This window comes from Streptomyces sp. HB132 (assembly GCF_016909575.1).
Lineage (GTDB): Bacteria > Actinomycetota > Actinomycetes > Streptomycetales > Streptomycetaceae > Streptomyces.
Window position 1 is genome coordinate 80,975 of the sequence record NZ_JAFBGA010000018.1, and the last position, 19,447, is coordinate 100,421.

The 19,447-nt window shown below is 69.7% G+C and carries 19 protein-coding genes and 1 pseudogene; 12 read left to right on the forward strand and 8 right to left on the reverse strand.

The features are described 5' to 3' along the window. Positions 1-198 precede the first annotated feature (198 nt). The 9 genes from JOC24_RS28885 to JOC24_RS28925 all read left to right on the forward strand — a co-directional run bounded on the left by JOC24_RS28885 (position 199) and on the right by JOC24_RS28925 (position 9,752). A complete protein-coding gene (locus tag JOC24_RS28885; RefSeq protein ID WP_205023358.1) occupies positions 199-1,347 on the forward strand; it encodes a Gfo/Idh/MocA family protein in 1,149 nt (382 codons plus the stop codon). Then, the gene (locus tag JOC24_RS28890) at positions 1,344-2,267 is read left to right on the forward strand and encodes a DUF6807 domain-containing protein (RefSeq protein WP_205023359.1); all 924 of its coding nucleotides are present in this window, start codon (positions 1,344-1,346) and stop codon (positions 2,265-2,267) included. Before JOC24_RS28885 ends, JOC24_RS28890 begins: the two co-directional genes overlap by 4 nt. After that, positions 2,261-2,989, forward strand: coding sequence for a cupin domain-containing protein (locus tag JOC24_RS28895; RefSeq protein ID WP_205023360.1), 729 nt, complete (start codon positions 2,261-2,263; stop codon positions 2,987-2,989). Before JOC24_RS28890 ends, JOC24_RS28895 begins: the two co-directional genes overlap by 7 nt. A 103-nt stretch (positions 2,990-3,092) precedes the next feature. Beyond that, a complete protein-coding gene (locus JOC24_RS28900; RefSeq protein ID WP_205023361.1) occupies positions 3,093-4,430 on the forward strand; it encodes an ABC transporter substrate-binding protein in 1,338 nt (445 codons plus the stop codon). Then, the gene (locus JOC24_RS28905; protein ID WP_205023362.1) at positions 4,427-5,395 is read left to right on the forward strand and encodes a carbohydrate ABC transporter permease; all 969 of its coding nucleotides are present in this window, start codon (positions 4,427-4,429) and stop codon (positions 5,393-5,395) included. The genes JOC24_RS28900 and JOC24_RS28905 overlap by 4 nt, the downstream gene beginning before the upstream one ends. Then, a complete protein-coding gene (locus JOC24_RS28910) occupies positions 5,392-6,228 on the forward strand; it encodes a carbohydrate ABC transporter permease (protein ID WP_205023363.1) in 837 nt (278 codons plus the stop codon). The genes JOC24_RS28905 and JOC24_RS28910 overlap by 4 nt, the downstream gene beginning before the upstream one ends. A 6-nt stretch (positions 6,229-6,234) precedes the next feature. Further along, positions 6,235-6,849, forward strand: a complete 615-nt coding sequence (locus JOC24_RS28915; RefSeq protein WP_205023364.1) for a hypothetical protein — start codon at positions 6,235-6,237, stop codon at positions 6,847-6,849. 61 nt (positions 6,850-6,910) lie between these two features. Further along, positions 6,911-8,746 carry a sugar-binding domain-containing protein gene (locus JOC24_RS28920; RefSeq protein WP_205023365.1) on the forward strand — a complete coding sequence of 612 codons (1,836 nt, stop codon included), beginning with the start codon at positions 6,911-6,913 and terminating at the stop codon, positions 8,744-8,746. 466 nt (positions 8,747-9,212) lie between these two features. Continuing rightward, on the forward strand, positions 9,213-9,752 hold the full coding sequence (locus JOC24_RS28925) for a transglycosylase SLT domain-containing protein (protein ID WP_239581144.1): 540 nt from the start codon (positions 9,213-9,215) through the stop codon (positions 9,750-9,752). 125 nt (positions 9,753-9,877) lie between these two features. On the opposite strand, the gene JOC24_RS28930 is transcribed toward JOC24_RS28925, so the two are convergent. The 4 genes from JOC24_RS28930 to malX all read right to left on the reverse strand — a co-directional run bounded on the left by JOC24_RS28930 (position 9,878) and on the right by malX (position 15,091). Beyond that, entirely contained in the window at positions 9,878-10,372 is a 495-nt protein-coding gene (locus tag JOC24_RS28930) for an ATP-binding protein (RefSeq protein WP_205023367.1), read from the reverse strand. Positions 10,373-10,672: 300 nt separating this feature from the next. Continuing rightward, positions 10,673-11,911 (reverse strand): PP2C family protein-serine/threonine phosphatase, encoded by a 1,239-nt coding sequence (locus JOC24_RS28935; protein ID WP_205023368.1) that lies wholly within the window; start codon positions 11,909-11,911, stop codon positions 10,673-10,675. Between the two features lie 388 nt (positions 11,912-12,299). Beyond that, positions 12,300-13,490: a MalY/PatB family protein gene (locus tag JOC24_RS28940; protein WP_205023369.1), complete on the reverse strand. Its 1,191-nt coding sequence runs from the start codon at positions 13,488-13,490 to the stop codon at positions 12,300-12,302. A gap of 2 nt (positions 13,491-13,492) precedes the next feature. After that, positions 13,493-15,091: a maltose/glucose-specific PTS transporter subunit IIBC gene (malX, locus tag JOC24_RS28945; RefSeq protein ID WP_205023370.1), complete on the reverse strand. Its 1,599-nt coding sequence runs from the start codon at positions 15,089-15,091 to the stop codon at positions 13,493-13,495. 403 nt (positions 15,092-15,494) lie between these two features. Here malX and JOC24_RS34290 point away from each other — a divergent pair, with 403 nt between their 5' ends. Further along, a complete protein-coding gene (locus JOC24_RS34290) occupies positions 15,495-15,572 on the forward strand; it encodes a 50S ribosomal protein bL37 (RefSeq protein ID WP_374104540.1) in 78 nt (25 codons plus the stop codon). A gap of 58 nt (positions 15,573-15,630) precedes the next feature. Here JOC24_RS34290 and JOC24_RS28950 read toward each other — a convergent pair whose 3' ends face one another. Beyond that, positions 15,631-16,338, reverse strand: a complete 708-nt coding sequence (locus tag JOC24_RS28950; RefSeq protein ID WP_205023371.1) for a DUF2470 domain-containing protein — start codon at positions 16,336-16,338, stop codon at positions 15,631-15,633. Between the two features lie 369 nt (positions 16,339-16,707). Between JOC24_RS28950 and JOC24_RS28955 the strand changes: the two genes are divergently transcribed. Together JOC24_RS28955 and JOC24_RS28960 are read left to right on the forward strand one after the other, a co-directional pair. Further along, positions 16,708-17,211, forward strand: coding sequence for a DUF6924 domain-containing protein (locus tag JOC24_RS28955; RefSeq protein WP_239581131.1), 504 nt, complete (start codon positions 16,708-16,710; stop codon positions 17,209-17,211). A gap of 13 nt (positions 17,212-17,224) precedes the next feature. Next, positions 17,225-17,531: pseudogene (locus tag JOC24_RS28960) on the forward strand (hypothetical protein); the annotation flags it as partial. Here JOC24_RS28960 and JOC24_RS28965 read toward each other — a convergent pair. The 3 genes from JOC24_RS28965 to JOC24_RS28975 all read right to left on the reverse strand — a co-directional run bounded on the left by JOC24_RS28965 (position 17,517) and on the right by JOC24_RS28975 (position 19,431). Then, positions 17,517-18,428 carry a MerR family transcriptional regulator gene (locus tag JOC24_RS28965; RefSeq protein ID WP_205023372.1) on the reverse strand — a complete coding sequence of 304 codons (912 nt, stop codon included), beginning with the start codon at positions 18,426-18,428 and terminating at the stop codon, positions 17,517-17,519. The pseudogene JOC24_RS28960 and the gene JOC24_RS28965 sit on opposite strands and share 15 nt — an antisense overlap. A gap of 54 nt (positions 18,429-18,482) precedes the next feature. Continuing rightward, positions 18,483-19,049: a transposase gene (locus JOC24_RS28970; protein WP_374104538.1), complete on the reverse strand. Its 567-nt coding sequence runs from the start codon at positions 19,047-19,049 to the stop codon at positions 18,483-18,485. Positions 19,050-19,137: 88 nt separating this feature from the next. After that, the gene (locus tag JOC24_RS28975) at positions 19,138-19,431 is read right to left on the reverse strand and encodes a hypothetical protein (RefSeq protein WP_205023373.1); all 294 of its coding nucleotides are present in this window, start codon (positions 19,429-19,431) and stop codon (positions 19,138-19,140) included. Positions 19,432-19,447 lie beyond the last annotated feature (16 nt).

Genomic DNA, 19,447 nt, shown 5'->3' on the forward strand with positions numbered 1-19,447 from the left:
ACCCCGGAGACTCACGGCGGTTACAACGTTGTAATGAATCACCGGCGACCGTGCCGGCAGCAGAGTCCGGGCGGTACCGCCGCACGTCTGCGGGCCGAGACCGGCCGTCCGCACAGGGGTCCTGTCCGGGGCCTGGCCCGTCGCGGCGGGCCCGCCGGCCCGGAGCGCTCCACCCGCCTGCCTCACGAGAGGGTCTGTATGTCTCCGCATCGTTCGAGCGCCCCGCTGCGCACCGCCGTGGTCGGCACGGGAGGGATAGCGCGTTCCAGCCACCTGCCCGCACTTCAGGCCCTGGCCGCGGAGGGCGAGGTGGAGGTCGTCGCCGCGGTGGACGTGGACGCGAACGCCGTCCGATCACTCGCGGACGAGGCCGGAATCCCGTATGCCGGGACAGACCTCGACGCGATGCTCGCCGAAGTACGCCCGGACCTCGTGGTCCTGTGCACGCCGCCCGCAGTGCACCGGGCGCAGTCCGTGGCGGCGCTCAGGGCCGGAGCCTGGGTGTGGTGCGAGAAGCCGCCGTGTCCTTCGCTCGCCGATTTCGACGCGATCGAGGCGGCGGAGAAGGGCGGTGACACGGAGCCGTACGCGTCCATCGTCTTCCAGCACCGCTTCGGTTCCGGCGCCCGCCACGTCCGCGGGCTGCTGCGCGATGGTGCGTTCGGCCGGCCGCTCGTGGCGCACTGCCAGACCACCTGGTACCGCGACACGGCGTACTACGCGGTCCCGTGGCGCGGTCGTTGGGCGACCGAGGGCGGCGGCCCCGCCATGGGCCACGGCATCCATCAGACCGACCTGCTGCTCGACCTGATGGGCCCGTGGACCGAGGTGCGCGGCATGGCGGCCCGGCTCGTGCACGACGTGGAGACGGAGGACGTGTCCACCGCCCAGGTCCGCTTCGAGGGGGGAGCCGTCGCCACCGTCGTCAACAGCGTCCTCAGCCCCGACGAGGTCAGCCGGATCCGTATCGACTGCGAGAGGGCCACGATCGAGCTCACCCATCTGTACGGCTACCGCAACGCGGACTGGCGCATCACCCCGGCGCCCGGCGTCCCCGAGGAGACCGCGGCGGCCTGGCGGGACTTCGGCACGGACCGGCCCAGCTCCCACCTGGCCCAGCTACGCGCCCTGGTGGCCGACATCCGTGACGGGCGGCGCCACCCCACCAGCGGCGCCGGCGGCAGGCAGACGCTCGAGTTCATCACCGCCCTCTACAAGTCGGCGTTCACCGACACGGCCGTACGCGCGGGCGACATCGGTCCCGGTGATCCCTACTACACCGAGCTGCACGGCGGCGCCCCGGGCTGGGCACCTGTCATCACCCGCAAGGAAGAGGACCACGCATGACGCTCTCGTTGAACCACGCCCACGGTGACCGGATCACCGTGGCCCATGAGGCGACCGGAACCGAACTCTTCGCCTACGTGTACCGTCCCGAGGCCGCGTGGGAGGCGCCCAAGCCATATCTGCACCCGATCAGGACCCTCTCCGGCGGACTCGTCACCGACTACCGCCCCAACGACCACCGTTGGCACAAAGGACTGCAGCTGACGGCTTCCCACCTGTCGGGGCAGAACCTGTGGGGCGGCAACACGTACGTGCACGGCGAGGGGTACCTCGCACTGCCGGAGAAGATCGGCTCGATGGCCCATGTGGCCTTCGGCGAGGTCAGCGCCGTCGGCGACCGGGCCGTCATCGCCGAGCAGCTGACCTGGCACCCGCACGGCGGCGAACTGTGGGCCGAGGAGGAACGCCGCATCGAGGTGTGCGACGTCGACCCGGAGGCCGGCAGCTGGACGCTCGGCTGGACCTCGACGCTGACCAACCGGCGTGCCGAACCCCTGCGTTTCGGCAGTCCCACCACTCACGGCCGACCCGCGGCCGGATACACGGGCCTCTTCTGGCGCGGCCCCCGCGCCTTCCGCGACGGCACGGTGTTCACCGGCGATTCGAACGGCGAGGACCTCATGGGAGGCCAGGCCCCCTGGCTGGCGTACGTCGGTGAGCACGACGGGCGGGACGGTCACGCCACGGTCGTCTTCGAGCACTCCCCGGCCAACGACCACACGGGCGAGAAGGGGACCCACCCGGCCCACTGGTTCGTCCGCAGCGACCCCTTCGCCGCCGTGGCGCCTTCCTGGGCGTTCCACGAGGAGATGGTCCTCGCCCCCGGCGACACACTCCACCGGAGCTACCGCGTACTCGTCGCCGACGGTGCCTGGGACCGAGAACAGGTCGCGGCACACCTGGAGTCACGCACATGGTGAGCGCGACCTACGACGGGTTCCCGGCAGCGGTCGGAGTGTCACGGCTGAGCGTCTACGACTGGCCCACGGTCGAGGGCCTGCCCGGTGGCGGCACCCCGCACCTCCACCTCACCTGCAGCGAGGGGTACGTGGTGACGGCCGGCCGGGGCTCCGTGCAGACCCTCACCACCTCCGGCTACCGGGAGACACCCCTGGAGGCGGGCACCGTGGCCTGGTTCACGCCCGGCACGATCCACCGCCTGGTCAACGAAGGCGGTCTGGAGATCGTCGTCGTGATGCAGAACAGCGGTCTGCCGGAGGCGGGTGACGCGGTCCTCACCCTGCCGCAGGACCGTCTCACGGACGCCGAGACGTACGCCGACGCGATCCGCATCCCCACCGACGTCCCCGAGGCCGAACAGGCGGACATCGCCCGCGCTCGCCGCGACCTGGCGACACACCGCTTCCTGGAGCTTCGTGAAGCCACGGAGGCGGGCGATCCGGAACCGCTCGCGGCGTTCCAGCGGGCGGCCGCCGCACTGGTGCGGCCCCGTCTCGACGAGTGGGAGCAGCGCTGGCGGGACGGCGCCCACGCCGCCGCGACGGCGACCGGGGAGCAGTTCGGCGCCCTGCGCGGTGCGGACGGGCGGCACCTGACCGAGGCGCGGGTCGCCTCGACCGGCCCCACGGCACGCGGACGCTTCGGCATGTGCGGACGCCTGAACGTCTACCCGGGTATCTGACGGCAGTCAGCCGCCCGCGTCGCAGGGCCCCGACCCCGCGCCGGGGCCCTGCGCTCCTCCCTCCCCTCCCTCCACCCACGTCCTGTTCCTGGAAGGCTCCTCCATGCCCGAGCCCCGAAACGGCCGGCGCCGACACCCGAGCCGCCGGGCCGTCCTGGCCGCGGCCGGCATCGGTCTCAGTACGGCACTGACGGCCACGCTCACCGCGTGTTCCGCCGAGAGCGGCGGCACATCCCGAGGAATCACCCTCACGTTCTCCTGGTGGGGCAACGACGACCGAGCCGAACGCACCCAGCGGGCCGTGCGGCTCTTCGAGGAGGAACACCCAGGCGTCACCGTCCGCACCTCCAACGGGGACTTCGGCTCGTACATGCAGAAGCTGGCCACCCAGGCCGCGGGAGGCGGCATCCCGGACCTGGCCCAGCTCGACTACCGCCAGGTCTCCCAGTACGCGGGAGGCGGGGCGCTCCTGCCCCTGGGCGAGGCCATCCGGGACAGGACGATCCGGACCTCCGAGGTGGACGCCGACTTCCTGCGCACGGGCACGTACGAGGGTAAGCAGTACGCCCTGCCCATGGGCCGGGGCATCACCGGATACGCCTACGACTCCGCCGTCTACAAGCAGGCAGGGATCCCCGCGCCGCGCCCCGGCTGGACCTGGCAGGAGTGGGCGCAGGCCAACAGGCGGGTCGCCGCCCTGGGGCTGAGGGCCCCCGACGGGCGCCGTGTCGTCGGCGCCAACGACGGCGGGGTCAACGAGGACGTGTTCGAGAACTGGCTGCGCAGCCGCGGCGGGCAGCTGTACGCCGACCAGAACAGGCTCGGGTTCACCGAGGACGACCTCACCGAGTTCTGGACGTTCTGCGACGAGCTGCGCAGGGAAGGCGCCGTCGCGGAGGCCAAGGACACCGTGCAGGCCAGCAGCACCGAGACGAGCCCCATCGGACGAGGACTCGCGGCGGCCGACTACACCTGGGACGCACCGTTCCCCGGCTACACGGCTCTCCTCGGTGACGACATCCGCTTCGCTCCGGTCCCCACGACCGACGGCCACGCGGGCCAGTACTTCAAGCCCTCCATGCTCCTCGGCGTCGGAGCCCACAGCGAACACCCGAAGGAGGCAGCCCAGTTGGCCGACTTTCTGCTCAACGACCGGCGGGCCGGCGACATCCTCGGCTTCACCCGGTCCACTCCGCCCAACCGTGTGATCGCCGACCGGGTCGCGAAGACCCTGCAAGGCCCGGAGCTGGAGATCTACCGGTACGCGCAGACGATGGAGAAGCACGGCCTGGACGCCCCGCCGACCGCACCGCCGCGAGGCGACGTCGCCGTCCAGACCGCCTTCACCCGCCAGTACCAGCGCGTGGCGTACGGCCTCGCCACCCCGCGCGAGGCCGCGCGTGAACTCATCGACGAGGCCGTCCGGGAGCTGAGGTCATGAGCGCAGTACCGACCAGGGCACCCGCGTCCAACGACCGGACAGAGGCCCCGAAACTCCCCGACGAGCGACGCCGCCGGGTACGTGAGAAGCAGTGGCCCGCCTACGCGTTCCTCTCACCGTGGATGATCGGCGCGGGTGTCCTGACCCTCGTGCCCATGGCGGTCTCGCTGTACCTGTCGTTCACCGACTACAACCTCTTCGACCCGCCGCAGTGGGTGGGCCTGCGCAACTACACCGAGATGCTCACCGCGGACCCCCGATACTGGCGTTCGGTGGGGACCACCCTGCTCTACGTCGTGGTGGCCGTCCCACTCAAGCTGGCCTTCGCCCTCGGTGTGGCCATGCTCCTGAAGAACCTCGGCCGGGGCCGGGCCTTCTACCGCTCCGCGTTCTACGCGCCCTCCCTTCTCGGGGCGAGCATGTCCATCGCCCTGGTGTGGAAGGCCCTCTTCAACGACGGCGGCTCGGTCGACGGCATCCTGGGCGCGATCGGCATCGACGCCGGTGGCTGGGTCGGCAACCCCGACCTCGCCGTGTACGCCGTCGTCCTGCTCACCGTCTGGCAGTTCGGCGCTCCCATGGTGATCTTCCTGGCGGGGCTGCAGCAGATATCGCCCGACCTCTACGAGGCGGCGGCACTCGACGGCGCCGGCCGATGGCGGCAGTTCGTGTCCATCACGGTGCCCATGCTGTCCCCGGTCGTCTTCTTCAACCTGGTGCTCGAGACCATCCAGTCCTTCCAGGTCTTCACCCCGGCCTTCGCGATCAGCGGCGGCAACGGCGGCCCCGCCGACTCCACCATGTTCTACACGCTGTACCTGTACGAGCGAGGCTTCACCGCCTCCCACATGGGCTACGCATCGGCCATGGCCTGGCTGCTTCTCATCGCCATCGGCCTGGTCACCCTGATCCTGTTCCGGACCTCCCGGTCCTGGGTCTTCTACGCGGACGAGGAGGGACGATGAACATCGCCACGAAGCGGTGGCTGCCGCACACGGCCGCGGCCGTGAGCCTCCTCCTCCTGCTGTATCCGCTGGCCTGGCTGCTCGCCACCTCACTCAAGCCCGCCGACGAAGTGGTGACCAGCCTCGATCTGTGGCCGAGCCACCTGGAGTGGTCGAACTACACGACCGCCCTCGAGGGGGTGTCGGGTGTCACCGTCAGCAGACTCCTCGGCAACACCCTGCTGATCGCGGGGGGCGCGGTCCTCGGCAACGTCCTGTCCTGTTCACTGGCCGCCTACGCCTTCGCCCGGATGCGCTTCCGTATGCGCAAGGTGATGTTCGGGTTCATGGTGGCGACGCTGATGCTGCCGCACCACGTGGTGCTGATCCCGCAGTACATCGTCTTCAACCAGCTCGGCCTGGTGGACTCGTACTGGCCGCTGATCATGCCCAAGTTCCTCGCCACCGAGGCGTTCTTCGTCTTCCTCATCGTCCAGTTCATGCGCGGGCTTCCCCGTGAGCTCGAGGAGTCCGCCCGCATCGACGGCTGCGGTCCCTTCCGCACCTACTGGTCGATCACGCTGCCCCTGAGCCGGCCCGCGCTGATCACCACGGCCATCTTCACGTTCATCTGGACGTGGAACGACTTCTTCACACAGATGATCTACCTGTTCGCGCCGGAGAAGTTCACCATCACCCTGGCCCTGCGCAGCTTCGTCGACCAGTCCAGCACCTCCGCGTACGGACCGATGTTCGCCATGTCGGTGATCTCCGTGCTCCCGATCGTGCTGTTCTTCTTCGTGTTCCAGCGCTACCTGGTGCAGGGCATGGCCACCTCCGGGCTGAAGGGCTGAGCCGCCATGTCCCACGCGCCCACCGCACCGCACCGCGACCGCCGGGAACCCGGCGAGGTCTTCGGCTCCGGTTTCAGCCTCTTCGCCGACATGCTGGTCGTCGGACTGCTCACGAGCGTTGCCTGCCTGCCCGTCGTCACGGCTCCGGCCGCGTTCGCCGCAGCATCGGGGACCCTCCGGCAGACCGCGCACGACGGTCTGCCGGTCGGCCTCGGGGCTTACGCCGGCCGGTTGCGTGCGTGTCTGTCCGTTCGCACGCTGGCCGCCGGACTGCTGATTCCCGTTCTCGTCGTGGTCCTCGCGGTCGACGCCGCTCTGGTCCGCAGCGAGCTGCCCGGGGCGCCCGTCGTGGCACCCGCACTGGCCCTGCTCGCGCTCTCGGCCGCGGTCGTCGGGCTGCGCGCCACCGCGATCGCGGCCCCGCACCAGCTGTCCGTACGCGAGGGGCTCGTCCGCTCGGCCGCCGACCCGGGCGGGAGCCTCCTGCTGGCCGCCGCCGTGCTGCTCGCCGCGCTCCTCGTGTGGTCGATGCCCCTGCTGATACCACTGCTGCCCGGGCCGCTGGCCTTCGCCGCGACGGTGGTGGACCTCCGCTCCACCACAGGCAGGGAAGAAGCCTGACCGGCCGCGGCGACGCCCTCCATCCCCGTGCACGTTTTCCGATCCCTCCCGGAGTTCCCGTATGTCCCACACGCACCTGGACGCCGCCGGACACCCCCGGCCGCAACTCGTCCGCGACCCGCACTGGCGTGATCTGAGCGGCACGTGGCAGTTCGCCTACGACGACGCGGACCGCGGCCGGTCCGGCCGCTGGATGGCCCCGGACGTGACCGCCCCCTTCACCGGCACCATCACCGTGCCGTACCCGCCCGAGAGCCGGGCCTCGGGGGTGGGAGACACCGGCTTCCACCCCACGCTCTGGTACCGGCGTACCGTCGACGTGACCGTGCCGGCCCCCGGGCGGCGTCTGCTCCTGCACTTCGGTGCGGTGGACCACCGGGCCGAAGTCTGGGTGAACGGCCACCTGGTGGGCCGCCACGAAGGCGGACACACCGGCTTCACCTGCGATCTCACCGACGTCGTCGATCACGACGGGGACCAGGTCGTCGTGGTCAGGGCCGAGGACCAGCCGTCCGACGCCGCGCAGCCCCGCGGCAAGCAGGACTGGCGCCGTGACCCCCACGTCATCTGGTACCACCGCACGTCCGGAATCTGGCAGCCGGTGTGGCTCGAGGAGGTCCCCGAACAGCACGTGACACTCCTGCACTGGACGCCCGACGTCGCCCACGCCCGGGTGCGCTGCCAGATCCAGCTCAGCCGGTGGCCGCAGCGCCCGCTGCACCTCACGGTCCGCCTCACTCTCGGCGATCGCGTGCTCGCGGAGCAACGCACCCTGGCAGAAGGTCAGGAAACCGACTTCGAGATCTCCATCCCCGCGCTGCGCCACGCCCAGGACCTCGACGACCTGCTCTGGAGTCCTGAGCACCCGCACCTCGTCGACGCCTCGGTCACGCTCAGCGACGCCGCCGACGGCCACCCCGTCGACCGCGTCACGTCCTACCTGGGCCTGCGCGACATCGGCTGGGGCGACGGAGTCTTCCTCCTCAACCACAAGCCGTACTTCCTGCGCCTCGCCCTCCAGCAGGGATACTGGCCCGACACGCACCTGTCCGCGCCCGCCGAGGGATTGCGCCGCGACGCGGAACTGGCCAAGGACATGGGCCTCAACGGACTGCGCGTCCACCAGAAGATCGAGGACCCCCGCTTCCTCTACTGGGCCGACCGGATCGGTCTGGTGCTCTGGCAGGAGATGCCGTCCGCCTTCGCGTTCAGCACCCGGATGGTCCGCCGCAAGATCAGCGAATGGACCGAAGCCGTCACCCGTGACCTCAGCCACCCCTCCATCGTCGCCTGGGTACCCGTCAACGAGTCCTGGTCGGTGCCCAACCCCGCCCTCGTCCCCGCGCAGCGCCACTTCATCGACGCCCTCTACCACCTCACCAAGACCCTGGACCCCTCGCGCCCCACCGTCTCCAACGACGGCTGGGAAATCTCCACCAGCGACATCTGGGGCGTCCACGACTACACGCAGGACGCGGAGGTCCTCCGCCGTCGCTACGGTGACTCCTCGCTCCGCAGCGGCCACATCGTCGACCCGTGGCCGGGTGCCAGGCGGCTCACACTCCCCGGGATCCAGCACCAGGGGCAGCCCGTCGTCCTCAGCGAATTCGGCGGCGCCACCCTCGCACCGGCCGGCACCCGGTGGTTCGGCTACGACACCCTCACCACGCCGAAGGAGCTCGCCGACCGGCTCTCCACCCTCGTCGGCGCCGCCGTCGACTCAGGGCTCGCAGGCTTCTGCTACACCCAGTTCACCGACACCGAGCAGGAGACGAACGGCCTGCTCACGGCCGACCGGCGGCCGAAGCTCCCGCTCCCCGACCTGCGCACGATCCTTCGCCGGCTCCCGTCGCGAAAGGCCGAGGACGCCACCTTCGACGCCGCGCCCGAGGGGTGATCGATCCATACCGGATGGCTCACGCCGGGGAGGGGCGACCCCGGATCGTGTCCGGAGGGCGTGCGAGTGTTCCGCCCAGGGGGTGGGAAGGGCGGCGGCCGGCCCTCCTGGGCACGGAGCGGTGGACCGGCCATGGGGCATGTGAGTCGGCCCATAGGTCTCAGATCACATACGAAGAGCGGTAGTAGAGGTGTGTGCCGTGCAGCGCGGTGCTGGATCCCGTCCAACGGCCTGCAGGTCCCCTGCTACGTAGGCGCGTAGTAATGCCGCCCGTTGCCTCCGTCCAGCGGCGCCGCTAACCATGGATCGAGTCCACGGGAGCCGACGCTCCGGACCGACAGGGCGCACAAGCACGTTCCACACGTACGGGACGCACCGCGGCCCCTTCCGTTCCGTCGTCCCCGGCTCCCGGACATTCCCGACCGCTGTGCAAGGAGAGTGTCCTATCCGTACGTCCGACCAGTCCCTGGCCCCCACCGCCCGTACCGCCCGGATCCGCCGGTTCTCGGTCTCCGCACTGTGCGCGGCGGGAGCCGCAGCAGCGGCCCTCACCCTCGCCCCTTCGCCCGCACACGCCTCGGAGCCGGCCTCGCACGGCATCGCCGCGGCAGCCGGGGTATCGGCAGCAGGGGTCTCCGCGCAGGCGGACGCCGTCGCGCAGAAGGCCGCCGCGGCAGCCTCCGACAAGGACGACCTGGACGGCTGGATCCGGAAGGCCCTCAAGATCATGGATGACGAGGGGATCCCCGGCAGCTACGAGGGGCTGCACCGGAACATCATGCGTGAGTCCGGCGGCGACCCCGACGCCGCCAACGGCTGGGACGTCAACGCACAGAACGGCACGCCTTCCAAGGGCCTGCTGCAGGTGATCCAGCCGACCTTCGAGGCCTATCACGTCGACGGCACCCCGAAGGACCTGACCGACCCGGTCGCCAACATCACCGCGGCCGCCAACTACGCCGCAGACAAGTACGGCTCCATCGACAACGTCGACTCCGCCTACTGAGCACCGGCCACACGTCACGGCAACGCGACGGTGGGGCGGCCGCGCCCCGGAGGGTGCGGCCGCCCCACCGTCATGTGCGGGCGCGAACACGTCGCCGGGCATCGGCGCCGGCGCGCGATGGGACTTCACCAGGGCGAAGAGCCCGCAGGATCATCGTCCAGGCCGTCGACGAGCGAGATCCGCACACGAACGCGTTTGCCCACGGGCTCGCGGCGGACCTCGAAGCTCTGGCAGACCGCGAGGACGATCTCCAGTCCGTGCTGTCCCGCGCGCGTGGGGTCGGCCCGCAGGGTGCCGGGGAGCACGGAGCCCGAGTCCCACATGGTGATGCCCAGCATGTCGCCGTCGACTTCGAGGTCGAGCAGGCAGGGCCCCGGCGCGTACTTGCAGACATTGGTGGCGAGCTCACTCACCACCAACTGCGCGGCACCCAGCGCCCGTGCGGACACGTGCAGACCGTCCAGGGACCGCTGCGCCCCGGACAGGAAGTCGCGGACGAAGTCACGGGCACGGGCGATCTCTCCCGAGTCCATGTCGAAGGCGGCGCTTCCCGCCACGACACCCGGAACAGTCACCGTCCCGTCCTGCTCCGCACCGCGATCCGTCGCCAGCCGTTCCATCACACGTCCCCCGTCAGGTGCGCTGCACCACACTGCTCACTTGGCGCTCCGCCTACCCTCCCGCTCACGTTTCAGACCGGGGAGACAGGAAAAACCGGCCGGGCGGCATTGGTCGGTGGGCGAGCATCGGCGCACCCACCGCACGGATCCCCGGCCGGACCGCTGCGAGGAGCGCCTGGCATGGCCAGGTCGCGGCGGGCAACAGTGCCGAAGCGCCGCGGCCCGGGATACGAGGGCGCCCGGGTGGATGTGGAGTGCCCCCGCACGTGACGGACACGAGGAGCACGGCGTCACGACTCCCTACAGACGGATGACGACGAGGGCGACGTCGTCGGCGGCACCCTCCGCGATGTCGAGGCGAGTCAGCAGCGCGTCGGCCATCTTGCCGGGAGCGAGCGTGCTCTCCTGGGCCAGAGCCGTGGTCAGGCGCTCCAGGCCGACGTCGATGTCCTCGCCCCGGCGTTCTATGAGACCGTCCGTGTACATCACGAGGGTGTCCCCACGGGTGTAGGAGATCCCGGCCTGGGGGCGGGGGACGTGGTAGGGGCGGGCGCCGAGCGACGGATCGGTCGCCTGGTCCAGCAGCTCGAAGGTCCCGTCGCTGCGGAGCAGGACGGGCGGCGGGTGCCCGGCGTTGCTGTAGATGATCAGATTGCTGCGGGTCTCTATGAGTACCTTGACCGCGGTCGCGGCCGTCGCACCGTCCAGGGAGCGGGCGTACAGACCGAGGACCTCCAGAGCCTGGGCGGGACTGGGAATGGCACGGATGACCGCGCTCAGTGCGCTGCGGAGCATGCCCATGACCGCCGCGGCCCGCAGGCCGTGGCCGACGACGTCCCCGACCGCCGCCGCGTACCGGTCCGGTGGCAGGTCCACGATGTCGTACCAGTCGCCGCAGACGTTCAGTGATGTGGTCGCGGGAAGGTAGCGCACGGCTATGTTGTCGTCGTGCCTGTGCAGGTCGGGGACGGAGAGCATGGCTTCCTGGAGAGTTATGGCGACCTGCTGTTCACGGGCGTGTGCCGAGCGCAGTTCCTCGTTCAGCCGCTCCAGTTCGCCGGCCCGCGCGTAGAGCTCCGCCGCCATGCCCTTCTCCCGATCGGTGAACTCCTCGGTGAGCTGGCGGGCGCGGTGCGACCGCACGAAAGCGGTGACGTCCTCGGCCCGTTGCACGATCCACCGCACCATGCCGTCGGGTCCGGAGAGCGGGGTGTTTATCTCGGACCACCAACGCTCCTCGAACTCGTTCGGGCGGCCGACGACGGGGATGTCGTACCGCGACAGCACCAAGGTGTCCGGTACCCCTGTGTCGAGGACCCGTTGAAGCGACGACTTCACGTTCTGGTGCGTATCGCGCGGAATGCCCGGGCGTTCCGGCAGGGCTTCGAAGAAGTACTTCCCGACCAGCTGCTCCCTGGTCCGGCCGGTGGCGCGCAGATATGCCGCATTCGCATAGGCGATCACCAGGTCCGTGTCCAGCATCAGATAAGGGCTGGGCGTGGCGTCGAAGAACGCCGTGAAATCGATGTCCGCTTTCATCACGCGCTCCCTCCACCCTGCGAGCGCGACGGGTCTCCTTCCAAATCTACGCGTGATCCGACGGCCGGTCTCATCCGGCGGAGGGGGACGTCGGCACAGGCACGCGCCGCGTCGCGCCGACGTGATCAGGAGACGGGCTCGGATCCAGGGGCGGGAACCGTTGCCGCCGCGTCCGGTCCCGCCACGACGAGGCCCTCTCGGGGTTCCCGGCTCCGGGTCGCCGACAAGGCATGCCGACGACCGCGGGCCACCACCGCGGGCCCGTTGCCGGGCCGGACCCAGGGGCGCGTGACGTCGACCACCGGAGACGGACGAGGGGAACGAGACGACGGACTACAGCGGGTCGCAGCCCTCGCCCGGGGTGGCCGCGGGTCCGCCGGCCGGCCGGCTACATGAGCCGGTGCAGGGCGCGCACCAGCGCATCGAGGCCCGCCTCCGCCTTGGAGCGGGGGCACCCGACGTTCAGCCGAACCCGCCCCGGGGAGCCGTACGCCGCTCCGGGCATGATGGCCACCTTCTCCACCTCGACGAGCTCGCGCTGCAGCGCGTCGTCGTCGACGCCGAGCGGCCGCAGGTCGATCCAGGCGAGATACCCGGCCTGCGGGGGCTCCCAGCCGAGCTGCGGGAACTGCCCGCCAAGGCGGGCGGCCACCATCGCGAGGTTGCCCGCGAGGTACGTACGCAAGGCGTCCAGCCAGGGCGCGCCCTCCCTGTACGCGGCGATGTGCCCGACCAGCGACAGCACGGCGGGGGAGGAGAGGCCGTCCGCTTCCTTGAGCCGGCGCAGGTAGGCGTCCCGTGACGCCGGATCCCCGATGATTCCGTAACTGCCGGTCAGTGCGGGGATGTTGAACGACTTCGATGCCGAGGTGATGACGGCCCACCGGCCTTCGTCACCGTGTCGCGCCCAGGTGCGGTGGACATGGGGTGCGTGTGCCAGATCGGAGTGGATCTCGTCGCTGATGACGGCCACACCGTGCCGGGCGCACAACCGTGCCATCCGGTCCAGCTCGTCCGCGGACCAGACCCTGCCCGTCGGGTTGTGCGGCGAGCACAGCAGCAGCACGGCCGTGTCCGGCAGAGCCAGGAGCCGCTCCAGCTCCACCCAGTCGTCGAGCGGGCACGCGTGGAGCTGCCGCCCATGGGCCGCCACCGTCTTCGGGAAAGCGTCGTACATGGGGGTATGGGCGACCACGCCGTCACCTGGTCGCGACCACAGCCGGAGCAACTGCGACAGCTGGTACACGACGGAGGGCGCGTAGACCACCGATCCGGGATCGACGGCCGTCGCATGCCGTGTCGCGTACCAGTGGACGATCGCGGAGAGGAAGTCGTCCTGGCGCCACCGGGAGTAGCCGAGCACGCCGTGGTCCAGTCGGCCGCGGAGCGCGGCCATGATCTCCGGGGCGGTCTCGAAGTCCATGTCGGAGATCGTGAACGGCAGCAGATCCGGCACGCCGAACCGGTCCTCGACGTAGTCCCACTGCGTGCACCAGGTGCCATGGCGGTCCACGGGGGTGTCGAAGTCGTAGGGCGCAGGCACGCTTTCACGAGCCCGGCCGGGGGAGGGGGAAGCCATGGTCAGCCCACCGGGATCATGGTGGCGATGGCGTCCTTCACCGACTGGACCTGCGGCCCGATGACGACCTGCACGTTGTGGTCGTCGAGCTTGATCACGCCCACGGCGCCGAGCTTCTTCAGCCGGGCCTCGTCCACCTGTCCCGCGTCCTCCACCGTCATGCGCAGGCGGGTGATGCAGTTGTCCAACGACCGGATGTTGTCGGCGCCGCCGATCGCGTCGAGGATGGCCACGGCGTCGTACTTCCCTGCGACCAGCTCGCGGGCGGGCTCATCGGCCCCTTCCTGAGCGGTATCCGCGTCCTCCTGCTCCGGCTCCTCCTCGCGGCCGGGGGTCCTGAGGTCGAAGCGGGTGATCGCCCAGCGGAAGAGGAAGTAGTACACGGCGAACCACACGGCCGCGATCACCGGCACCAGATACCACTTGGTCGTCGAGCCCTGGAGGACACCGAAGACCAGCCAGTCGATGACGTTGCCGTCGGTGTTCCCGATGAAGACGCCGAGGACGGCGGCCGTGAGGAAGCCGAGCCCCACCAGGACCGCGTGGATGACGTACAGCCACGGCGCGACGAACAGGAAGAGGAACTCGAGCGGTTCCGTGATGCCGCCGACGACGCAGGCCACCACGCCGGACACGAGCAGCGCCTTGATCTCCGGGCGCATCTTCCTTTTCGCGCAGTGGTACATCGCCAGCGCGGCACCGGGGAGGCCGCCCAGGTAGGCGGCCATCTTGCCCTGGGAGAGGAAGTGCGTCGCGTCGGTGACGGCGCTGTTCGGCGCGCCCGCGCAGTCCAGGTGCGCGTAGAACATGTTCAGGGCCCCGGAGACGTTGTCCCCGCACACGGCTCCCGAACCGCCGACGTCCGTGAAGCGGAACATGGCCACGAGGATGTGGTGCAGCCCGATCGGCCGCAGCAGCACCTCTCCCATGCCGAAGAAGAACGGTCCGAAGACTCCGGTGTGTCCGATGCCTCGGCCTACGGCGGTGATCCAGCCGTTGAAGGTCGGCCACACCAGGGGAATGAGCAGACCCAGCACGCTCAGGACGAGCGCGGAGACGATCGGGACGAAGCGAAGCCCGCCGAAAAAGGCCAGTGCGTCGGGCATCCGCTGCGTACGAAAGCGCTGGTGGAGCAGGCTGACAACGATGCCAACGGCTACGGCTCCGAGGAGTCCCGTATCGATGGACTGCACACCGAGCACGTCGGCTATGCCGTAGTGCTCGATCGCTTTCCCGTCCTCGAAGTCGACGCCCTTGGCGGTGAGGTAGAAGTTCACCGCGAGATTCATGGCGGCGAAGCCGACGAACCCCGAGAACGCGGCGACACCCTTGTCCTCGCGGGCGAGACCGAGCGGGATCGCCATCGCGAAGAGAACGGGCAGGAAGGTGAAGGCGACCAGACCTGTGTTGGCCATCCAGGTGAAGACGAGGTGGAAGCCCTCGGCCTTCAGGAAGGGAAGGTTGTCGGTGACGGCCTCGCTGGACAGCGAGGAGCCGATGCCCAGCATGATGCCGCAGAACGCGAGCAGGGCCACCGGGAGCATGAACGTCTTGCCGAGCCCCTGGAGGAATTCCCAGAGTGCGGCCTTGGTCTTCTGCATGTGTACGGAACTTTCGAGCCTGGGGGACGGACCCGGGCGCTCGTCGTGGTGCTCGCGGAGAGCCACGGATGATCGAGCGGCGTAAGGCATGACGCGGGGATCCGGGCCGCCTTCGCACGACGCACCCGAGGATCGCCCGGTGAGCAGCGCCAGGCGGGGCCGTTCCACCGCACGGATCACATCACAGCAGGTCGGCGACTGTCCATGGCCGTCGGGCCTCGCTCCGGGCACGCGCTGAGTGATCGCCGCGCGGAGTGAGCCCCCCGTCGCGTGCGGTGACGTACGCCACCCGTTCGCCGCATTGTCGAGTGTTTGGCCGCGCGTCCGGGGGTAGGGGCCCTGTGATCGCCGGAGATGACAATCCGGTGGGCAGTGTGCGAAAGCTAGCGAATCAGGAGGGTCGATGTCCTCGAAGCGACGTCGCAAGAAGAGGGCCCGCCGCAAGAACGGCGCGAACCACGGCAGTCGCCCCCAGTCCTGAGGGGTGGCTGTGCGTCCGGGGGGTGGCATGTGCCACCCCCCGGACGCGTTCCCGCGGTTCAGGTGAGCAGCTGGTTGCGGTGGGAGGCGCGCCGGGCGGCGGTCAGCAGGGCGTGGATCTGGGGGCCGGCCTGGTCGAGGCGGGCCACGGGCTTCGCGAAAGACAATCGCTCATCGCGATGGGTGCCGGGGTACTCCAGGCGCAGGGTCACGCCGTAACGGTCCATCGCCACCGGGAGGACGCGCGTCACGCCCCTGCCCGGCTGTGGTTGCACGAGGCGCAGGAGCAGCGGGACGAGTTCGCCGTGATCGTCCATGAGATGGGTCAGCATGGCCGCCTCGCTGGTGGCGATCGGGTCGGGAACCGTGTCCTGCAGCGTGTCCAGCGTGACGAAGGTACGGCCCCTGTGGTCCTCGAAGACCGCCTGGCCGAATTCCATGCAGGTGCTGTCCGTGGCCTCGGTGCTGTACGGAGCCGACAACAGGCCGGTCACCGTGACGCGGGCGCGTGTGCGGTCCCGTACGGGTGTGGGCGCGATGTCGGTGAACTCCAGCCTGACCGGGATGCGCGCCCCTGGTGGGGTGGGGCCGGACTCGGACGGTTCGTGCAGGTGGATGTGGCCCATCGCGGCCGTGCCGTCGAGCCGGTGCACCTCGACGGGGTCCAGCCCGTCGCTCACCACCGTCATCGAGTGGGCCGCGGTCAGGATCGCCAGCACGCGTTCGGCGGGAGTGGGCTGTGTCGTACGGGAGTTGAAAGGACGCATCCAAGTTCTCCAGAGGAGCGGGCGGGGAGACCTCATTACGTTAACTTAGGCTTGCCTAACCTAACTCATGAGGTGGGGTTCGGGTACTGCGGCATCCGTGCCCGGCAGGTGTCCGGACATCGGGGCGCCCGGGTCGGTGCGGGTGCAGGGGTGAGCGATCTGCGGTCTTCCGCCGGGACCGGTCCTCGCTGCGGCAGTGGAGACGTCCGGGACGCTCCCCGCGACCGGCTGCGTGCGTCCCCGGGTTGCCTGCACCTTCGGCGCTTCCTCCGTCCATACAGCTCAGCGCCCGGAACACAGGGCAACATGAGGTGGAAGCGGCTCGGACGGCCGGGCTGGATGTCAGTGCGGCGTGGGAGAGTCCTGGGCATGACGGTGCCGGAGGGCCTTGAGCGAGTGATGCCTGAGATCGGACACGACCTGTTCAACGTCCTCGTCATCAGGACCGACTTCAGCGACGACGAGTCGTGGAGCGCGGTGGTCGGGGAGTTGCGCCGACCGTGGGGGCCCGGTGGTGAGTTTCCCGCAATGGTTCAGCTGGTCGTTGCCCCTGCTTGGTCAGGGGCAACGGCTGACGAGGTTCTTGCCGCCGTGGTGGACGAGGACCTGCGTGTCGTCTTCCTCGCTGACCGCGAAACGATGCAGTCGCCGGCGTGGGCGTTGCTGGCTCTGTCGACCGACTGGGAGGACGAAAGCGAGCTTGACCCCGTCTACTACCGGGAGCTCGTGGAGTCGCCGGAGCCCAGGGAGTGTCGAGCCGTGCCCGCCGCGGTCCACGGCGTCCAGGTGGACCTGGCACTCGGCAACGTGAACTTCGCAGAGATCGCCGGGGCTGCCTCCGAAGAGCCTGATCAGGTACTGCGGCCCATCTGACCGAAACGGCGGGCGGCCGCCCTTTCGCGGGCGAAGTATTCGAACCGTGATCCCCGACCGGCCGAGCAGAACGTCAACCGTCTGCGGCGCGGCCGTGCCGGCTGCGGACCACCGGTCTTCGACCGTGAACTTTCCGGAACCGCGACGTCGTCGAACGCCGCTTCGGCCGTCTCCGGCAACTCCGCGCCACCACCACCCACTTCGACGAACTCGCCGACCGCCACCGGGCGGGAGTCCACCTGGCCTCCCTCGTCCTCCGGCCCCGCCTGCCCATCCGAGACCCGGGCCGGGTGCCAGGCTGGGTCTCAGGTAGCGGGTGAGTCCTGGGCGGATAGTTCTTCCGCCAGTTCCATGCAGCGCAGGCGGGCTGGGGAGAAGTCGTAGGGCATCTTGCCGGTGGCCTCGAACGCGCTCATGGAGTCGGCCTTCCGCCTGCCGGAGACGAGGTCGACCTCGTCCTCGCCGTCATCGGCGGTGGCAGGGTGCAAAGTGTCCCAGGCGTCGAAGAGGGCGTCGTCGTCCTTGTCCAGGCCGGACTCCTCGATGACGGCCTGCAGGGCGCTTTCGAAGGCGTGCCGCGCGACGGCCACTCGAGCCACCCGTGGATCATCGACGGCGACGCTGTCATCGAGTGCCTCCTCGGCGTCATCGACGCGGTCGGAGTCCTCCCGCAGAGTGGGATGTGTGGCCAGGGCGACGAAGCGGGTGGCCTGGACGGCCGCGCCCAGCGGGCCGAAGATCCGCTCAGTGACCAGCAGGGTGTCCAGGTCCGCCTGACGCAGGGAGCCCCCGGGCAGGTTCTTGAGGCGTTCGGTGACGAGGTCGGAGAGCAGGCCCGTCCGGCTGCCTTCGGCACGCATCCGCCGTACGGCGGTCCGTTGCCGCCGCAATTCCGCCTCCTGCTCGGCGAGGGTTTCCTCCAACCGCTCCAGGATGCCCGCGATACCTTCTCCGTTGTCCGCACCGACGGAATCCGTGCCGGTGGTGAAGGCGTCTCGGATGTCGTCCAGGGCGATCCCGGCGTCGGCCATCTTGCGAATCCACAGCAAGCGGATCATGTCCTCGTACCCGTAGCGGCGGCGGTCATCGCCGCCCCGCTCAGGCTCGGGGAGCAGACCGATCGCGTGGTAGTGGCGAATCGCCCGTGGCGTGCTGCCGACGAAGGCCGCCGCGTCACCGATCTTGACCTGACGGGGTGGCATGAAAGACGCATGCATGAGCGGGACCTTTCCTCAAGGCATCGGGACGTAGGTCCACCGGACCACATGCCGCTACGGAACGTGCAACCCCGTACGCACCACTCCGCGCCAATGCCAGGAAACGCGTCCTTCCTCCGACCGCAGGGCCGTCCAACAGCCACAACGGCTTCTGTCCCTGCTCACACGCCAGATCGTCGTGGTGAACCCGCCTCGCGACCTGCCCGGCCCATGGTCTTCGGTTCGGGGCTGACTCCGCCCGGCGGTTCCCTCTGCACATTGCCGCTCCGGCGGGCACCGGCAGCATGCTGGTGTGCCCGGCAGATGGTGGAGTCGACCCGCAAGTCTGTCGAACCGGGCCGCCACGGCCCGGCGCTGCTCGAGACGGCTGATCCCGCATTCGACCGCGCCATCGACCTCCCGGAAGATCGGCCCGACCGCGTCAGCTCTCGCCCGCAACAACGTCAGCAGTCGGGCCCACTCGCCCCTGCGCCGCCATCTGCGGAACAGCCCGCGCACCGTCTGCCACGGTCCGTACGCGAACGGCAGGTCCCGCCACGGAACTCCGGTCCGAACCCGCCACCGCACACCGTCTGCCAGTCGCCGACAGCCGGGCCACCTGCGACTTATGCCGGCCACCACTCATCAGAAGGATCCCCTCGCCCCGCATATTGATCATCATCGTGCAGGGCGCGCACAGGAAGCCGAACCTGCAAACCCGGTATCGGCCCTAGAGCGGAATCACCCGGACTCGCACCGCGAGCTCGGTTCCGACCTGATGCGCGATGGTAGCGACCAACTCATCAACCACGGGGTTGTCTGATGTGCCGTGAACCGTGATCTGAAGGCCGGGCATTTCCCAGGTGAACTCAATCCGCATGCCCTCGACAGCGATCCGGTAGTGGCCGTCGCCGGCCACCGGCACCGCCCCCCAGCCCGTTGGCTCAAGCACATCCGGGTACCTGTCCGAGTGCACCGGCCCGAGGAAGACGTCGTCGTCGGTCGCAAGCAAGTACTCAAGCACACCAGGAGTATGCCGA